Origin of the sequence: Imbroritus primus, assembly GCF_964332355.1 — a bacterium.
GTDB classification, from domain to species: Bacteria; Pseudomonadota; Gammaproteobacteria; order Burkholderiales; family Burkholderiaceae; genus Imbroritus; species Imbroritus primus.
Genome location: NZ_OZ201293.1, coordinates 494,816 through 510,442, shown reverse-complemented (window position 1 = coordinate 510,442; position 15,627 = coordinate 494,816). Strand labels below are relative to the sequence as shown.

The following is a 15,627-nucleotide window of genomic DNA, read 5'->3' as shown; positions in this document are numbered from 1 at the left end:
GACAGCGCCCCGCGGTGCGGGGGCGCTCAGGCGCGGTCGATTTCGTCGAGCGCCAGTCCCGCGAGATGCTCCGCTTCACCCCAGCTAACCAGATGCAGCCGCCCACCGGCATACTCCAGGCGATTGATCGCCGCATTCAGCAAGTCAGCCGTGCGCGGGCCATGCATGGGCGCACCGCTGGCGGCACGGTACAGGCAATCGAGCACGCCGCCATGGGTGACGATGGCCACCACTTGTCCAAGGTGCCGGCGCGCGATAGCGGTCACAGCGTCGAGCACGCGGCGGTGGAAATCAGCCAGCGTTTCGCCGCCAGGCGGGCCGTAGTCCAGATCGTGGGCGCGCCAGCGGGCATAACCAGCCGGATCGGCCGCCTCGACTTCGCCATGCAGCATGCCCTCGAACGCCCCGAAGGCACGCTCACGCAGGGCCGGATCGAGATGCACCGGTAGGCCACGGCCATGGCTCATACCCTCCGCCGTCTTGCGTGCGCGCTGCAGGTCGCTGGCATAGATCGCGTCGAGCGGCTCATGCGCCAGCGCCGGCCCGAGGCTTGCCGCCTGGACCGCGCCGCGTGCGTTCAGGTCGATGTCGAGATGCCCCTGCCAGCGCCGCTCGCGGTTCCAGGCGGTTTCGCCATGGCGGATCACCAGTAGGCGGGTACTGTCCGGTGGGAGGGATGCCTGCTTTGCAGGACCGTCCGTCATGCCGCGCCTCCGGGCGGCGGGATGCGCAGCCAGAAGGTGACCGGGCCATCATTGGTCAGGCTGACCTGCATGTCGGCGGCGAAGATACCGGTGGCCACCTCGCCCTGCTGGCCATGCTGGCGGCGTGCCTCGGCCACGAAATGTTCATACAGGCGCTGGCCGGTCGCCGGATCGGCGGCAGGCGTAAAGCTGGGCCGGGCGCCGCTGCGCGTGTCGGCGGCCAAGGTGAATTGCGACACAATCAACAATCCTGCCGCTTCGCCGGCTGCGGCGCGCTGGCGCAGCGACAGGTTCATCTTGCCAGCGGCATCGGAAAACACGCGATAGCCCAGCAGCTTGTCGAGCAGCCGCACGGATTCCGCCTCGGTATCGCCGCGCTCCGCGCACACCAGCGCCAGCAGGCCGGGACCGATCTCTCCCACCGTGGCTCCCGCGACATCGACACGGGCCTGGGTGACCCGCTGGATCAGGCCGATCATGCGTCAGGCCAGCGTGACGCGGGCAAAGCGGCGCTTGCCGACCTGTACCACATACGTGCCGGCATCGACCTTCAGACCCTTGTCAGAAATCACCGTGCCGTCGATGCGTACGCCGCCCTGCTCGATGTTGCGGTTGGCCTCGGAGGTCGACGGGCACAGGTTGGCCTGCTTGAGCAGCTGGGCGATAGCCAGTGGCGCACCGGACAGGCTGACTTCCGGAATGTCGTCCGGGACCCCGCCGCGTGCGCGGTGATTGAAATCTTCCAGGGCTTTTTCGGCGTCGGCCTGGCTGTGGAAGCGCGCCACGATCTCCTGGGCCAGCAGCACCTTCATGTCGCGCGGGTTGCGGCCCTGGGCCACCTCGGCGCGCATGCCGGCGATTTCCGCCTCGGGGCGGAACGACAGCAGCGTGAAATACCGCCACATCAAATCGTCCGAAATACTCATCAGCTTGCCGAACATTTCGGAGGGCGCTTCCGAGATGCCGACATAGTTGCCCTTGGACTTGGACATCTTTTCCACGCCGTCCAGCCCTTCGAGCAGGGGCATGGTCAGGATGCACTGCGGCTCCTGGCCGTATTCCTTCTGCAGTTCGCGGCCGACCAGCAGGTTGAACTTCTGGTCGGTGCCGCCGAGCTCCAGGTCGGCCTTGAGGGCCACGGAATCGTAGCCCTGCATAAGCGGATAGAGGAACTCATGCACCGAAATGGGAATCCCAGCCCGGTAGCGTTTGGTGAAATCGTCGCGCTCCATCATGCGCGCGACGGTATAGCGGGCCGCCAGCTGGATCATCCCGCGGGCGCCGAGCGGGTCGCACCACTCGCTGTTGTAGCGGATTTCAGTGCGGGCCGGATCGAGCACCATGCTGGCCTGACGGTAATAGGTCTGGGCGTTGAACTCGATCTGCTCGCGCGTCAGCGGCGGCCGCGTGGCGTTGCGGCCGGACGGATCGCCAATGGTGGAGGTGAAGTCGCCGATCAGGAAAATCACCTGGTGGCCCAGATCCTGCAACTGGCGCATCTTGTTCAGCACCACGGTGTGGCCGATGTGGATATCGGGCGCGGTCGGGTCGAGTCCGAGCTTGATGCGCAGCGGTTGGCCGGTGGCAGCGCTGCGTGCCAGCTTCTGCTCCCACTCCGCGGCGATCAGCAGCTCGTCGCAGCCGCGCTGGGACACCTGCATGGCATGGCGCACGGCGTCGGTAACAGGAAATGGCGTGGCTCCGGGAACCGGCGCACCGGAAGTAGACACAGACATGAGGTAAGTATTTGAATGAATTGGTTCTTTGAAAGGAGACCCGGACAAGTTTGCTATACTTCCGGTCAACCGTTTTCCTGCCAAAGGCGCGGAAAGCCGGTTCCTCAACAAGCAGGGTTGACGTCGCACCTCTCGGGGGAGAGGTCTGGATCACTCGGATCCGGCGCGGCGCCAGCGCTCAACGAATAGTGATTTTACGTGATGTGGCAAAAACTCCGCGAGTTTTTCGCGCGTGAGTTGGTGATCCTCGTCGATCCGACGAATACGCTGCATGCGCGCCGGCGCAAGCAGGTAACGGCGGTGATCGGTTCAACCTTTGCGCTCGGCATGGCCGCAGCGATGGGCGTGGCGCCCGGGGTACCGAACGACGATCCCAACCAACCACGTGTGGCTGAAACCATCAAACTGCCTGATTTGCGCGCCCAGCTGGACCAGCTGGTAGAAGCCGATCAGACCTTCATCCGCCAGGAACGGATGCAGCGTGGCGAAACCGTCGCTTCGCTGCTACGCCGCCTCTCGGTTCAGGATCCCGATGCCGAGGCGTTCATCCGCCGCAATGCAACCGCGCGCAGCCTGTTCGACCTGAAGCCCGGCCAGACCGTGCTGGCCGAAACCGACAGCCGCAATACGCTGATATCGCTGCAGGCCGTGCTGGGTGGCGATGCCGCCACGTCACGCCAGCTGGTGGTCGAACGTGTCAAGAACACCGCTGAACCGACCTACCGCGCGCGTATCGACTCGGTCAACAACGAAATCCGCCATGAAATGCGCTCGGGCGAGTTCCGCCGGGGCTTTTTCAATGGCATGGATGCCGCCAACGTGCCGGATGCGGTGGTCGACCAGGTCGTCTCGATCTTCTCGGGCGTGATCGACTTCCACCACGACATCGATCCGGGCGACCGCTTCCGCATCGTCTACGAAGCCGGTTTCCAGGACGGCGAGTTCGTGCGCAACGGCCGCGTGGTGGCCGTGGAGCTGATCAACAACAACCGCGTGCACCAGGCCCTGTGGTACAGCCGCGGGGACAATGGCGGCGCCTACTACACCTTTGACGGCCGCAGCATGAAGCGTGCCTTCCTGCGGGCCCCGATCGAGTTCTCGCGCATGTCGTCGGGCTTCGGCGGCCGCAACCACCCGATCTATGACAAGTGGCATACGCACAAGGGCGTGGATTTCGCCGCGCCGGCCGGTACCAAGGTATTCGCCTCGGGCGACGGCACGGTGCAGTTCACCGGGCAGCAGAATGGGTACGGCAACCTGATCATCCTGCAGCATGGCCGCGGCTACTCGACGTACTATGCCCACCTGTCGGGCTTCGCCTCCGGTCTCAAGCCGGGCCAGCGCGTCTCGCAGGGCGAGGTGATCGGCTACGTGGGCTCCACGGGCTGGGCCACCGGGCCGCACCTGCACTACGAATTCCGCGTGGACAACGTGCCACAGAACCCCCTGATGGCGGGCGATGTCGCGAGCCCAGCGCTCACCGGCAAGTCGCGAGAACAGTTCCTGGCCTATACGGCGCAGATGCTGTCGCGCATCAACGCACTGCGGACCTTTAACGTGCTGGCCTCGAACAACTGAGCACGACCGCTCCGCGCCTGGGGCGATCCCCCCGCTGCAACACCAGCTGTCACGCCCGCCGCATTCCGGCGGGCGTTTTTCATTGTCGAGCGCGGATGCGCCAGAAGCCATGCCCGGCAAGCATCGGGGCACGCGCGGGAGGGGCATTTTTCACGGACCTGCGGTAAGCTAGCCGCATGCCATCCGACACCCGCTCTTCCCCTCCTTCCCCGGCGCATCCTGCCTCCCGGCGCTTCATCGGACTGATGTCCGGCACCAGCCTCGATGGGGTCGACGGTGTCCTGGTGGAGTTTTCCGGCGACGGTCCCGTGGTCATGGCGGCGGCCTACCGTGAGTTTCCGGCGGCCTTGCGTGACGCTCTGCTTGCCCTGCAGTCCAGCGGAGCGGATGAGATTCATCGCGAGGCGCTGGCGGCCAACGCGCTGGCGCGCTGCTATGCCGACTGCGTTGCGCAATTGCTTGCCAACAGCCAAGCCGCGCCGGGCAGCGTATGCGCCATCGGCGCCCACGGCCAAACCATCCGCCACCAGCCCGGCCTGCACGACGGCGTCGGCTATACGCGGCAAACCCAGCATCCCGCGCTGCTGGCCGAGCTGACAGGCATCTCCGTGGTGGCCGACTTCCGCAGCCGCGATATCGCGGCGGGCGGCCAGGGTGCGCCGCTGGTGCCCGCTTTCCATCAGGCCCTGTTTGGCGGTGCGCCGGATACCCGCGTGGCCTGCAACCTGGGCGGGTTCTCCAATATCAGCATCCTGCCGCCCGCCGGCAGTACCGCGCCGGTACGCGGCTTCGACTGTGGCCCGGGCAATGTCCTGCTCGACCTGTGGGTGCAGCGCCATCGCGGCACGACCTACGATGCGGGCGGTGCATGGGCGCAGACAGGTACGGTACATGCCGGACTGCTGGCGCATCTGCTGGAAGATCCGTACTTCGCCCAGCAACCGCCAAAGAGCACCGGCCGCGACCTGTTCAATGCAGCATGGCTGGACGAACGTCTGCAAGCGTTTCCCACCCTGCTGCCCGCCGATGTGCAAGCCACCCTGGTTGCCCTGACTGGGGAGGCGATCGCCCGCGATATCCGCAGCCACGCACCCGACGCGCGAAGCCTCATCCTCTGTGGCGGCGGCGCTCGCAATGCCGCTGTGGTGACCTATCTGCGCGAGGCGCTGCCGGCGGTCGCCGTCAGTACTTCCGCCGAGCATGGTGTGCCGCCCCAGCAGATCGAGGCGCTGGCCTTTGCCTGGCTGGCGCGCCAATGCATCGAGGGCCTGCCGGGGAATGAGCCGGCCGTCACCGGAGCGCACGGTCCGCGCATCCTGGGTGCCCTGTATCCGGCCTGAGCATCTCCCGCTCCGTTTCCCTGTTCCTTTGGCCCTGCCGCGCCGTGCCCGGTTGCCCTGACCGCATGCTGCCTTCAAGGGTAGAGGGGCTTGACCTTGCCATGATCGGAAGCTTTACAGTAGCTGGCAAGATGCAACGAATCCTCGATTGCAAGGAGCGGAAATGAGCGCAAACCAGACAGGACAGCAGACCGTCAGCCTGCCGGTCGACGGCATGACGTGCGCGTCATGCGTGGGCCGTGTGGAACGGGCGCTGAAGGCGGTGCCGGGCGTGCACAGCGCCAGCGTCAATTTGGCCACCGAGCGCGCCGATGTGACGTTCGAGCGCACGCCAGACCTGGGAGCCGCCGTACAGGCAGCGGTCCAGGCGATCGCCAAGGCCGGCTACAGCGTGGTCCAGCAGGAGATCGTCCTGAGCGTGAGCGGCATGACCTGCGCTTCGTGCGTAGGCCGAGTGGAACGCGCGCTGAAGGCAGTACCCGGCGTCCAGGAGGCGAGCGTCAACCTGACCACCGAACAGGCGCATGTACGCGCCGCCGGCGGCGTGGAGGCCGCAGCCTTGATTGCAGCCGTGGCCAAGGCCGGCTACAGCGCCCAGCGGCTGGACAGCCAACGCAGCGGAACGGATGTGGTGGCGGAGCGCCAGGCCGAAGAATTGCGCGTGCTCAAACGCGACCTGGGCGTGGCCACGCTGTTTGCCCTGCCGGTCTTTATCCTCGAGATGGGCAGCCATCTGGTGCCAGCCTTCCACCATGTCATCGCCAACAGCCTCGGCACCCAGAACAGTTGGCTGCTGCAGTTCGTGCTGACGACCATCGTGCTGTTCGGGCCAGGCCGCCGCTTTTACCTGAAGGGCATCCCCGCCCTGCTGCGCGGCGCACCCGACATGAATTCGCTGGTGGCAGTCGGTACCGCTGCCGCTTACCTGTATTCGGTGGTCGCCACCTTCGCCGCGCACTTGCTGCCAGCCGGCACAGTCAATGTCTATTACGAGGCAGCGGCCGTCATCATCGCGCTGATCCTGCTCGGCCGCTTCCTCGAGGCGCGCGCCAAGGGCAATACTTCGGCCGCCATCAAGCGCCTGCTCGGCCTGCAGGCCAAGACGGCACGCGTGGTGCGCGATGGCGCAGCACAGGAATTGCCGATTGAAGCGGTCGTGCGCGGCGATCTCATCGACGTACGGCCCGGCGAGCGCATCCCTGTGGATGGCGAGGTGCTGGAAGGACACAGTTTTGTCGATGAATCGATGATCAGCGGTGAACCGGTGCCCGTGGAAAAGCAGCCCGGCGCCAACGTCGTGGGCGGCACGGTCAACCAGAATGGCGCACTGACCTTCCGTGCCACGCAGGTCGGCAACGACACCGTGCTGGCACAGATCATCCGCATGGTCGAACAGGCGCAGGGCTCCAAGCTGCCGATCCAGGCGCTGGTGGACCGCATCACCATGTGGTTCGTGCCGGCCGTGATGGCAGCCGCCGCCCTGACCTTCGTGGTGTGGCTGATCTTCGGCCCGTCGCCGGCCCTGACCTTTGCGCTGGTCAACGCGGTCGCGGTGCTGATCATCGCCTGCCCGTGCGCCATGGGGCTCGCCACCCCCACCTCGATCATGGTCGGTACCGGCCGCGCGGCACAGATGGGCGTGCTGTTCCGCAAGGGCGAGGCGCTGCAGTCGCTCAAGGATGCGGCGGTCATCGCCGTCGACAAGACCGGCACCCTGACCAAGGGCCGTCCGGAACTGACGGACCTCGTCCTCGCCCCGGGCTTCGAGCGTCCGGCGGTCCTGCGACAGGTGGCGACGGTCGAGAACAAGTCGGAACATCCGATCGCGCAGGCCATCGTCACCGCCGCGACAGCGGAAGGACTGACGCTCGGCACGCTGGACCGTTTCGAGTCGGTGACTGGCTTCGGCGTACGCGCCGAGGTGGATGGCGTACGCGTGGAAATCGGCGCAGACCGCTTCATGACACGCCTCGGCCTCGACCCCGCGCAATTCTCGGGCGAGGCTACGCGCCTCGGCGATCAGGGCAAGACGCCACTGTATGCCGCCATCGATGGACAGCTGGCTGCGATGATCGCGGTCGCCGATCCGATCAAGGACACCACGGCCGCCGCCATCGCCACCTTGCACCGGCAGGGCCTGAAGGTCGCCATGATCACCGGCGACAATCGCCGCACCGGGGAGGCCATCGCCCGCCAGCTCGGCATCGACGAGGTGATTGCGGAAGTGCTGCCTGACGGCAAGGTCGATGCCGTGAAGCGGCTCAAGCAGGAGCACGGCCCGGTAGCGTACGTGGGCGACGGCATCAACGATGCGCCGGCGCTGGCGGAAGCCGATGTCGGCATCGCCATTGGCACCGGCACGGACATCGCCATCGAGGCGGCGGACGTGGTGCTGATGTCCGGCGACCTGGGTGGCGTGCCCAATGCGCTGGCACTGTCGCGTGCCACACTGGCCAACATCCGCCAGAACCTGTTCTGGGCTTTTGCCTACAACGTGGCGCTGATTCCGGTCGCCGCCGGTATCCTGTATCCGCTCAACGGTACCTTACTGTCGCCAGTATTTGCCGCTGGGGCGATGGCGCTGTCCAGCGTCTTTGTGCTGAGCAATGCACTGCGGCTGCGCCGCTTCACGCCGCCCGCAGCGCATGTGTAAGCCCGGCCGGCTACCGGGAGCGATGCGATGGGTTGCGGGATCCGGACGTTCCACCCCGTCGGGGCTCTTGGAGCCTATCGTCGGACAATAAAAAACCCCGCGATGCGGGGTTTTTCAATCGGGCCAGTGCTTCGCGAGAGCCTCTTGTGAGGCCGGAGGGAATCCGCCTCAGACCGAGAACGATGAGCCGCAGCCGCAGCTGGTGGTCGCGTTCGGATTTTTGATGACGAACTGGGCGCCGCTGATGTCTTCCTTGTAGTCGATCTCCGCGCCAACCAGGTACTGGAAGCTCATGGAGTCGATCAACAGGGTCACGCCATTCTTTTCCATGGCGGTATCATCTTCGTTCACATCCTCGTCGAACGTGAAACCGTACTGGAAGCCAGAACAGCCACCGCCCTGCACGAACACGCGCAGTTTCAGGGCCGGATTGCCCTCCTCATCGATCAGTTGCTTGACCTTGCCCGCCGCGCTGTCAGTGAACACCAGCGGCGACGGAACCTCGCTCATGTCGGCAGCGGTTGCTTCGGCGACTTCGCTCATTGGGTTCTCCTGTAGGGGTTGTACAACGACATTCTAAGCCTTTCGGACAGTTTGTGCCGGAAGGACCAAATTCAATAGGGGCAATCCTTGGCTGGGCGCGGATATGGTCTTTTGCGGCGCACAGGGCTTTTGCGATACCCCTCCCCTGCAGCACCCGTGCGCGCTTGGAGGCAAGGTGTGTCCGCCACGCTGGAGCGGTCACAGCGGCCGCCGAACAACCCCGCCGGGGCGTACGTCGCCTCATCCGGCCTGGAAAACCAGTACACGTGGCCGAAAAAAAGCCGCACAGCAAACTGTGCGGCTTTTTCGCTGCGCTTCCGGACCATATGGGCCGGACACACGCTCCGGAAGCGATTAACGCTTCGAGAACTGCTTGGCGCGGCGGGCCTTGCGCAGACCGACCTTCTTACGCTCGACTTCACGCGCATCGCGCGTCACGAAGCCAGCGTTCGACAGCGCCGACTTCAGCGTGGCGTCATAGTCGATCAGGGCGCGCGTGATGCCGTGGCGGACAGCGCCAGCCTGGCCGGTTTCACCACCACCCGACACGTTGACCTTGATGTCGAACGTTGCGGCATTTTCAGTCAGTTCGAGCGGCTGGCGCACGATCATCAGCGAGGTTTCGCGAGCGAAATACTCGGTGATGGGCTTGCCATTGACGACGATATCGCCCTTGCCCGATTTGATGAACACACGAGCCACTGCGCTCTTGCGGCGGCCGGTACCATAGTTCCAGTTTCCGATCATGGCTGGGCCCCTTAGATTTCAAGCGCTTTCGGCTGCTGCGCGGTATGCGGATGATCAGCGTCGGCGTACACCTTCAGCTTCTTGATCATCGCGTAGCCCAGCGGACCCTTCGGCAACATGCCCTTCACGGCCTTTTCCAGGGCGCGGCCCGGGAAACGCTGCTGCATCTTGTCGAAACTGATTTCGCGGATACCACCCGGATAGCCGGTGTGGCGATAGTAGATCTTGTCGGTCGCTTTCGCGCCCGTCACGCGCAGCTTGCCTGCGTTGACAACGATGATGTAGTCACCCGTGTCGACGTGCGGAGTAAATTCCGGCTTGTGCTTGCCGCGCAGTCGGCGTGCCACTTCGCTGGCAACACGGCCGAGGACTTTGTCCGTCGCGTCAATCACGAACCACTCGCGCTCGACCTCTGCAGGCTTGGCGGAAAAGGTTTTCATGATATTTCCTGACATTGAATGCGCCCGATTTCGGTCTTGCATCGCATGACGTTCATATGCGCCGCTTGATACAAGCCGCCCTGCCGCACGCGCTATAGCGCACGGATTTCCCCCATGGGCAACGGGGAAACCGAGGATTCTATCCATAAACCCTTGAAAAAACAAGGAATATCGGCAAGCAATGTAAAAAGACGAAAAAAAACCCAAGCCGCGAGGCTTGGGTTTAAATCCACCAAAGGAGGAGGGTGGAGGAGACACTGGGAGACTGACAACTCAGAGGCGTCGCTTAAGCCACATTACCTTGCCTAGCGGAACTCATGAAGTGCGTCAATCAATGGTTCCCATTATACACAACCGGTTGTGCAACGCAAGATAAGTTGTCGCGTGAAATGCCGTTTTGTATTGTAAAAAATAGTTTCACCGGCCATAAATCAGGATTAATTCCTTATAAATCAATTGTTTAATACGAGTTGCGTAGCCGCGACAGACCACCTTTAGAGGGTAAACTCAACCCCGCCCCACCATGGTGCAGCGGCCGTCACGTGCTGCACTGCAGCAATTCCATTCCACTCTGGCCCTGTACATTGGGTAGTCGCAGAATCGGTACAATCGTTTCTTGTTTACCACTCAACGGAATGCGTCATGGAATGCAAGGTCAGCTGGATGGGCCCACAGGGCATGAGTTTTATCGCGGAGACGGGCAGCGGCCACATCGTAGCCATGGACGGCGCACCGGAAGGGGGCGGCAATAATCTCGCCCCACGCCCGATGGAGATGGTGCTCCTTGGCACTGGCGGTTGCACCGCCTATGACGTGGTACTGATCCTCAAGCGCAGCCGCCAGGATGTGCTGGGCTGCACCGTCCGCCTGGAAGCCGAACGCGCAGGCGAAGATCCCAAGGTATTTACGCGCATCGTGTTCCACTTTACCGTGACCGGGCGCAACCTGAAGCGGGAGACGGTGGAGCGTGCGATCCAGCTGTCACACGACAAGTACTGCTCGGCCTCGATCATGCTGGCCAAGTCGGCGGAAATGAGCCATACCCTGGAAATCGTCGAGGCCTGAGGCCCTCGACCGGCAGGACGCCGGGAACGATGCGCACGAAAGCCTGCGCAAGCATGGAAAAAGGGCGAAGCAGGTCGATAAGCCGGATTCTGTGCAGTACGCGAAGCCGCGTACCGTGGCAATCATTCATCTGGACCGGCCGTTACCGGCCGGTTCTAGCTCCCTACCCGCAGGCTCGGCGGGCCGCTTCAATGCCTGCCTACTTGGGATTGCTCCGGGTGGAGGTTACCGCGTTTCACCGTAACTGAATACGCTCGTCTCTGTGGCCCTGTTCCTCGCGTCACCGCGGATGGTCGTTAGCCATCACCCTGCCCTGTGGAGTCCGGACTTTCCTCCCCTTCCGCGCATGCGCGGAAGCAGCGATTGCCTGTCCTGCTTCGCGGGGCGCAGTCTACCACCATCCCATCATTCATGCGATGCGCGCCGACCGGGCATCGCGCCGCCCCGGCCGGAAGACGGTCGCGTCCGCGTAGAACGCAGGATCGCTATTGCCTGACCACCATCCCGGAATGCCGAGTACCGGCAAGGGTGTGAGCATGCGGCTGGCAAGCGGTGTCGCCGCGAGGGCGCCAGCAAGGTCAGCATCCGGCCATCGCGGCGCGGCAGGGCCATCAGACAGCCAGGCGTGCGCCGTGATACCACGGTAGGGAGAAACCAGTTTTTCCAGCAAAGCGTGACCAAAGATCAGCACCCGGCAATCCGCCCAGGCGGCGCGGCGCGTCACGAACAACCGGTGCCACGAAAAAGCGCGCAGATCCGCATGCAGTCCGGCATCGGCGGACATCACGAGCGCTGCGTTTTCGTCGAACAGCGTCGCCGCATCGCGCACCGCGCCACGCACCTGTTGGCCATGCAGCGCAATCTGCTCCGCCTGCACGGCATTGAGCCGCGCCTTGGTCTGCGGAAAATGCAGCCAGATCAGGGCATTGAAGAAATCGTGCAGGTTGTCGCGCGTCGGTACGCCGCCGGTCGCATGGATGTGCGTTTCGTAGGCCACGCCCCTCGGGAGTTCCGACTGGGCAATGAAGTGCACGCGATGGCCGGCCGCATTGACCAGGCCCCGACAATCAGCTTCTGCGCTGAGCAGCGTGGTGAGTGTGGCCCCGGAGCGGACGGCTTCGGCCAGCGGCTCACCGATGGTGCGATATGGTGCCAGCCAGGGCTGCGACCAATCGATATCGGCCAGTGGACCGGGCCACGCGGCAATCGCGGGCCCGGGCGCTGCACCGTGCCTCAGAGCGCCTTCCACCGCATCGTTTCACCACCGCGCAGCGGCACGATGGTGGTATCGCCAAACGGCATCTCGGCCGGCAACTGCCAGTCCATGCGCTTGAGCGTGAGGGTGCCGGTATTGCGCGGCAGGCCGTAGAAGTCGGCGCCGTGGAAGCTGGCAAACCCTTCCAGTCGATCGAGCGCGCCCGCATCCTCGAAAGCCTCCGCGTACAGCTCCATGGCGTTGGCCGCGCTGTAGCAGCCGGCGCAGCCGCAGGCGTGCTCCTTCAGGCCCTTGGCGTGCGGCGCACTGTCGGTCCCGAGGAAGAAACGCGGATTGCCGGACGTAGCGGCTGCCACCAGGGCCAGACGGTGTTCTTCGCGCTTGAGCACCGGCAGGCAATAGAAATGCGGCCGGATGCCACCCACGAATAGCGCATTGCGGTTGTACAGCAAATGCTGCGGCGTGATCGTGGCGGCGATCGGCCCCTCGGCGTCGCGCACGTACTCCGCCGCCTGGCGCGTGGTGATGTGCTCGAACACGATCTTCAGCGCCGGGAATTGGCGGCGCAGCGGAATCAACACCTTGTCGATGAACACCGCTTCGCGGTCGAAGGTATCGACGGCCGAATCGGCGACCTCGCCATGGACCAGCAGCGGCATGCCCACCGCCTGCATGCGCTCGAGTACGGCGCTGCAGCGCGCGAGATCGGTCACGCCAGCATCGCTGTTGGTGGTCGCACCGGCCGGATACAGCTTGAGCGCATGGATAAAGCCACTCTCATGGGCTGTGGTGATTTCCTCGGCGCGCGTATTGTCGGTGAGGTACAGCGTCATCAGCGGCTCGAACGACATGCCAGCTGGCAATGCATCGAGGATGCGCTGACGGTAGCCGCGCGCCTGCTCGGTGGTGACCACCGGCGGGCGCAAGTTCGGCATGATGATGGCGCGTGCGAACTGGCGCGCGGTTTCCGGCAGGATACTGGCGATGATGTTGCCGTCGCGCAGATGCAGGTGCAGATCGTCGGGTCGGGTGATGGTCAGCGTATCCGGCGTCGCGATGGAGGTCGTTTGAGTAGTCATGGCTTACAGGATCAGGATGGCGCGATAGTCGTTGACGTTCGTGTAGGTCGGGCCGGTGGTCACCAGGTCGTCGCTGGCGGCAAAGAAGCCGAAGGCATCATGCGCATCAAGCTGGCCACGCGGTGTCATGCCGGCAGTCGCTGCGCGTTGCGCAGTCTGCGGGTCGAGCAGTCCGCCGGCATTGTCCTCGGAACCGTCGATGCCATCGGTATCCGCAGCCAGCGCGTAGAGACCTGGCATGCCTTCAAGCTCGCAGGCCAGCGACAGCAGGAATTCAGTACAGCGCCCGCCCCGCCCCTTCACGCCGGCAGGCAAGGTGACCGTGCACTCGCCACCCGAAATCAACGCAACGGGCGCAGCGGCCGGCGTGCCGTGCTGGCGGATCTGGCGCACCAGCGCAGCGTACACCTTGGCGACTTCGCGCGCCTCGCCGGTCACCGTGTCGCCGAGCATCATCACCGGGATGCCGGCTGCCGCGAACTGCGCGGCACCGGCCTCCAGGCTCGCCTGGGCGGTCGCGATCAGGCGGTTGGTGACGCGCGCGAAGCAGGGGTCGCCTGGCTTGGGCGTCTCCGGCAGTTCGCCGCGCGCACCGCGCTCCAGCCGCGTGCGCACCGGTGCTGGCACGTCGGCCTGATAGCGCTCGAGAATCGCCAGCGCATCCGCATAGGTGCTGGGATCGGGCACTGTCGGGCCGCTCGCGATGGCGCTCGGATCGTCGCCTGCCACATCAGAAATGATCAGCGACACCACCGGGGCGCGGCTCGCATGCGCCAGCCAGCCGCCCTGGATGCGCGACAGGTGCTTGCGCACCACATTCATCTCGGTAATCGGCGCGCCGCAACGCAGCAGCGCATCGGTGGTCGCACGCAGGTCGTCCATGGTCAGGCCGTCGGCAGGCAGGGACAGCAGGCTCGAACCGCCGCCGGACACCAGCACCACCAGCAGGTCTTCGCTGCCGAGCTCGGAAACCGCCGCGAGAATGTCACGCGATGCCGCCTCGCCAGCAGCGTCCGGCACGGGATGGCCCGCCTCGACCACCCGAATGTGATTGGTCGGCAAGGCATGGTGATAGCGCGTCACGACAATGCCCGACACCTCGACCTTGCCGGCACATGCCTGTTCCAGCGCCACCGCCATGGCGCCACCGGCCTTGCCTGCGCCGACCGCCAGTACGCGCCGGTACCCCGTCAGGTCGGGCAGGTGCTGCGCCAGCATCTGGCGCGGGTCGGCCGCTGCCACGGCAGCGTCGAAACTGCGGCGCAGGAGTGCCCGTGCCTGCTCGGTTGCCTGTGTGGTCTCGCCCTGGCTCATAGCGCCTCCGCAATCGCCTTGCCGAGGTCTGCCGTGCCCGCCGTGCCCCCGATGTCACGCGTCAGCGGCGCGTGGGCCGGGCCTGCGGCGAGCACGCGCTCGATCGCATCGAGAACGGCCGCGCCCGCCTCCGGATAACCGAGGTGCTCCAGCATCATGCCGCCGCACCAGATCTGGCCGATCGGATTGGCAATGCCCTTGCCGGCAATATCCGGCGCCGAGCCGTGCACCGGCTCGAACAGGCTGGGATAGGTGCGGTCCGGATTGATATTGGCCGACGGCGCCACGCCGATCGTCCCGGTACAGGCCGGGCCGAGATCGGACAGGATGTCGCCGAACAGGTTGCTGGCCACGACCACGTCGAACCAGTCCGGATGCAGCACAAAATTGGCCGTCAGGATGTCGATGTGATACTTGTCGACCTTGATGTCTGCGTAGCGCTGGGCCATAGCCTCCACACGCTCGTCCCAGTACGGCATGGTGATGGCGATACCGTTCGACTTGGTCGCGGACGTCAGGTGCTTTTTCGGGCGCTTTTGCGCCAGATCGAAGGCGAACTTGAGGATCCGGTCGACGCCGACACGCGACATCACGGTTTCCTGCAGCACCACCTCACGGTCGGTGCCGGCAAACATGCGGCCGCCGACGCTGGAATACTCGCCCTCGGTGTTCTCGCGCACCACGTAGAAATCGATGTCGCCAGGCTTGCGGTTGGCCAGCGGGCACGGAATACCCGGCATCAGGCGCACCGGCCGCAGGTTCACGTACTGGTCGAATTCGCGGCGGAACAACAGCAGCGAGCCCCACAGGGACACGTGATCGGCAATGCCGGCCGGCCAGCCAACCGCGCCGAAATATAGCGCATCGTAGCCGCGCAGCGTGTCGAACCAGTTGTCCGGCAGCATCTTGCCGTGCTTCTGGTAGTACTCGTAGCTGGAAAAATCGAACCAGTCCCACTTGAAATCGATGCCGAACTTGCGGGCTGCGGCGTCCATGACACGGACGCCTTCCGGCATCACCTCCTTACCGATTCCATCTCCGGGAATCACGGCAATACGAAATTGGGACATAGTCTCTGTTGATTGAATGGTCGGTACGGCAATCGATCCGCTACGCCCGGGGCGGCACGCCGGCCGGACAAGCAAGGCACGGAACCGGAACGTGGAACCAGGGCACGGAATCGGGACACAGCCGCGCGGCCGCTTGGCACCG

Annotated in this window: 14 protein-coding genes and 1 other RNA gene; 4 read left to right on the top strand and 11 right to left on the bottom strand. The window is 64.7% G+C overall.

Features of this window, described 5'->3' with window-relative positions:
- Positions 1–26: 26 nt before the first annotated feature.
- From ACQ3C8_RS02300 to tyrS, 3 genes are read right to left on the bottom strand one after another with little or no spacing between them, the layout of a single operon-like run.
- Positions 27–704, bottom strand: coding sequence for a histidine phosphatase family protein (locus ACQ3C8_RS02300; protein ID WP_428852311.1), 678 nt, complete (start codon positions 702–704; stop codon positions 27–29).
- Positions 701–1,183: a D-aminoacyl-tRNA deacylase gene (gene dtd, locus ACQ3C8_RS02295; protein WP_428852310.1), complete on the bottom strand. Its 483-nt coding sequence runs from the start codon at positions 1,181–1,183 to the stop codon at positions 701–703. The genes ACQ3C8_RS02300 and dtd overlap by 4 nt, the downstream gene beginning before the upstream one ends.
- A gap of 3 nt (positions 1,184–1,186) precedes the next feature.
- Entirely contained in the window at positions 1,187–2,440 is a 1,254-nt protein-coding gene (tyrS, locus tag ACQ3C8_RS02290; RefSeq protein WP_009523011.1) for a tyrosine--tRNA ligase, read from the bottom strand.
- Positions 2,441–2,641: 201 nt separating this feature from the next.
- Here tyrS and ACQ3C8_RS02285 point away from each other — a divergent pair, with 201 nt between their 5' ends.
- The 3 genes from ACQ3C8_RS02285 to ACQ3C8_RS02275 all read left to right on the top strand — a co-directional run bounded on the left by ACQ3C8_RS02285 (position 2,642) and on the right by ACQ3C8_RS02275 (position 8,011).
- Positions 2,642–4,018 (top strand): M23 family metallopeptidase, encoded by a 1,377-nt coding sequence (locus tag ACQ3C8_RS02285; protein WP_009523010.1) that lies wholly within the window; start codon positions 2,642–2,644, stop codon positions 4,016–4,018.
- A gap of 176 nt (positions 4,019–4,194) precedes the next feature.
- On the top strand, positions 4,195–5,358 hold the full coding sequence (locus ACQ3C8_RS02280; RefSeq protein WP_428852309.1) for an anhydro-N-acetylmuramic acid kinase: 1,164 nt from the start codon (positions 4,195–4,197) through the stop codon (positions 5,356–5,358).
- 163 nt (positions 5,359–5,521) lie between these two features.
- Positions 5,522–8,011, top strand: a complete 2,490-nt coding sequence (locus ACQ3C8_RS02275) for a heavy metal translocating P-type ATPase (protein WP_428852308.1) — start codon at positions 5,522–5,524, stop codon at positions 8,009–8,011.
- 168 nt (positions 8,012–8,179) lie between these two features.
- Here the strand turns inward: ACQ3C8_RS02275 and erpA are convergent, their stop codons facing one another.
- The 3 genes from erpA to rplM form a co-directional block, all read right to left on the bottom strand.
- Positions 8,180–8,554, bottom strand: coding sequence for an iron-sulfur cluster insertion protein ErpA (erpA, locus tag ACQ3C8_RS02270; RefSeq protein WP_009523007.1), 375 nt, complete (start codon positions 8,552–8,554; stop codon positions 8,180–8,182).
- 354 nt (positions 8,555–8,908) lie between these two features.
- Positions 8,909–9,301, bottom strand: a complete 393-nt coding sequence (rpsI, locus tag ACQ3C8_RS02265; protein WP_009523006.1) for a 30S ribosomal protein S9 — start codon at positions 9,299–9,301, stop codon at positions 8,909–8,911.
- An 11-nt stretch (positions 9,302–9,312) separates the two neighbouring features.
- A complete protein-coding gene (rplM, locus tag ACQ3C8_RS02260) occupies positions 9,313–9,741 on the bottom strand; it encodes a 50S ribosomal protein L13 (RefSeq protein ID WP_009523005.1) in 429 nt (142 codons plus the stop codon).
- 642 nt (positions 9,742–10,383) lie between these two features.
- Here rplM and ACQ3C8_RS02255 point away from each other — a divergent pair.
- Positions 10,384–10,806 (top strand): OsmC family protein, encoded by a 423-nt coding sequence (locus ACQ3C8_RS02255; protein ID WP_009523004.1) that lies wholly within the window; start codon positions 10,384–10,386, stop codon positions 10,804–10,806.
- A 62-nt stretch (positions 10,807–10,868) separates the two neighbouring features.
- Here the strand turns inward: ACQ3C8_RS02255 and rnpB are convergent.
- The 5 genes from rnpB to ACQ3C8_RS02230 form a co-directional block, all read right to left on the bottom strand.
- Positions 10,869–11,185: RNase P RNA component class A (rnpB, locus tag ACQ3C8_RS02250), an RNA gene on the bottom strand.
- A 30-nt stretch (positions 11,186–11,215) separates the two neighbouring features.
- Positions 11,216–12,055, bottom strand: a complete 840-nt coding sequence (locus ACQ3C8_RS02245) for a DUF3025 domain-containing protein (protein WP_428852307.1) — start codon at positions 12,053–12,055, stop codon at positions 11,216–11,218.
- On the bottom strand, positions 12,040–13,101 hold the full coding sequence (gene pyrC / locus ACQ3C8_RS02240; protein ID WP_428852306.1) for a dihydroorotase: 1,062 nt from the start codon (positions 13,099–13,101) through the stop codon (positions 12,040–12,042). The genes ACQ3C8_RS02245 and pyrC overlap by 16 nt, the downstream gene beginning before the upstream one ends.
- 3 nt (positions 13,102–13,104) lie before the next feature.
- Entirely contained in the window at positions 13,105–14,415 is a 1,311-nt protein-coding gene (locus ACQ3C8_RS02235) for a glycerate kinase type-2 family protein (protein WP_009523001.1), read from the bottom strand.
- Positions 14,412–15,485, bottom strand: coding sequence for a tartrate dehydrogenase (locus ACQ3C8_RS02230; RefSeq protein WP_009523000.1), 1,074 nt, complete (start codon positions 15,483–15,485; stop codon positions 14,412–14,414). Before ACQ3C8_RS02230 ends, ACQ3C8_RS02235 begins: the two co-directional genes overlap by 4 nt.
- Positions 15,486–15,627 lie beyond the last annotated feature (142 nt).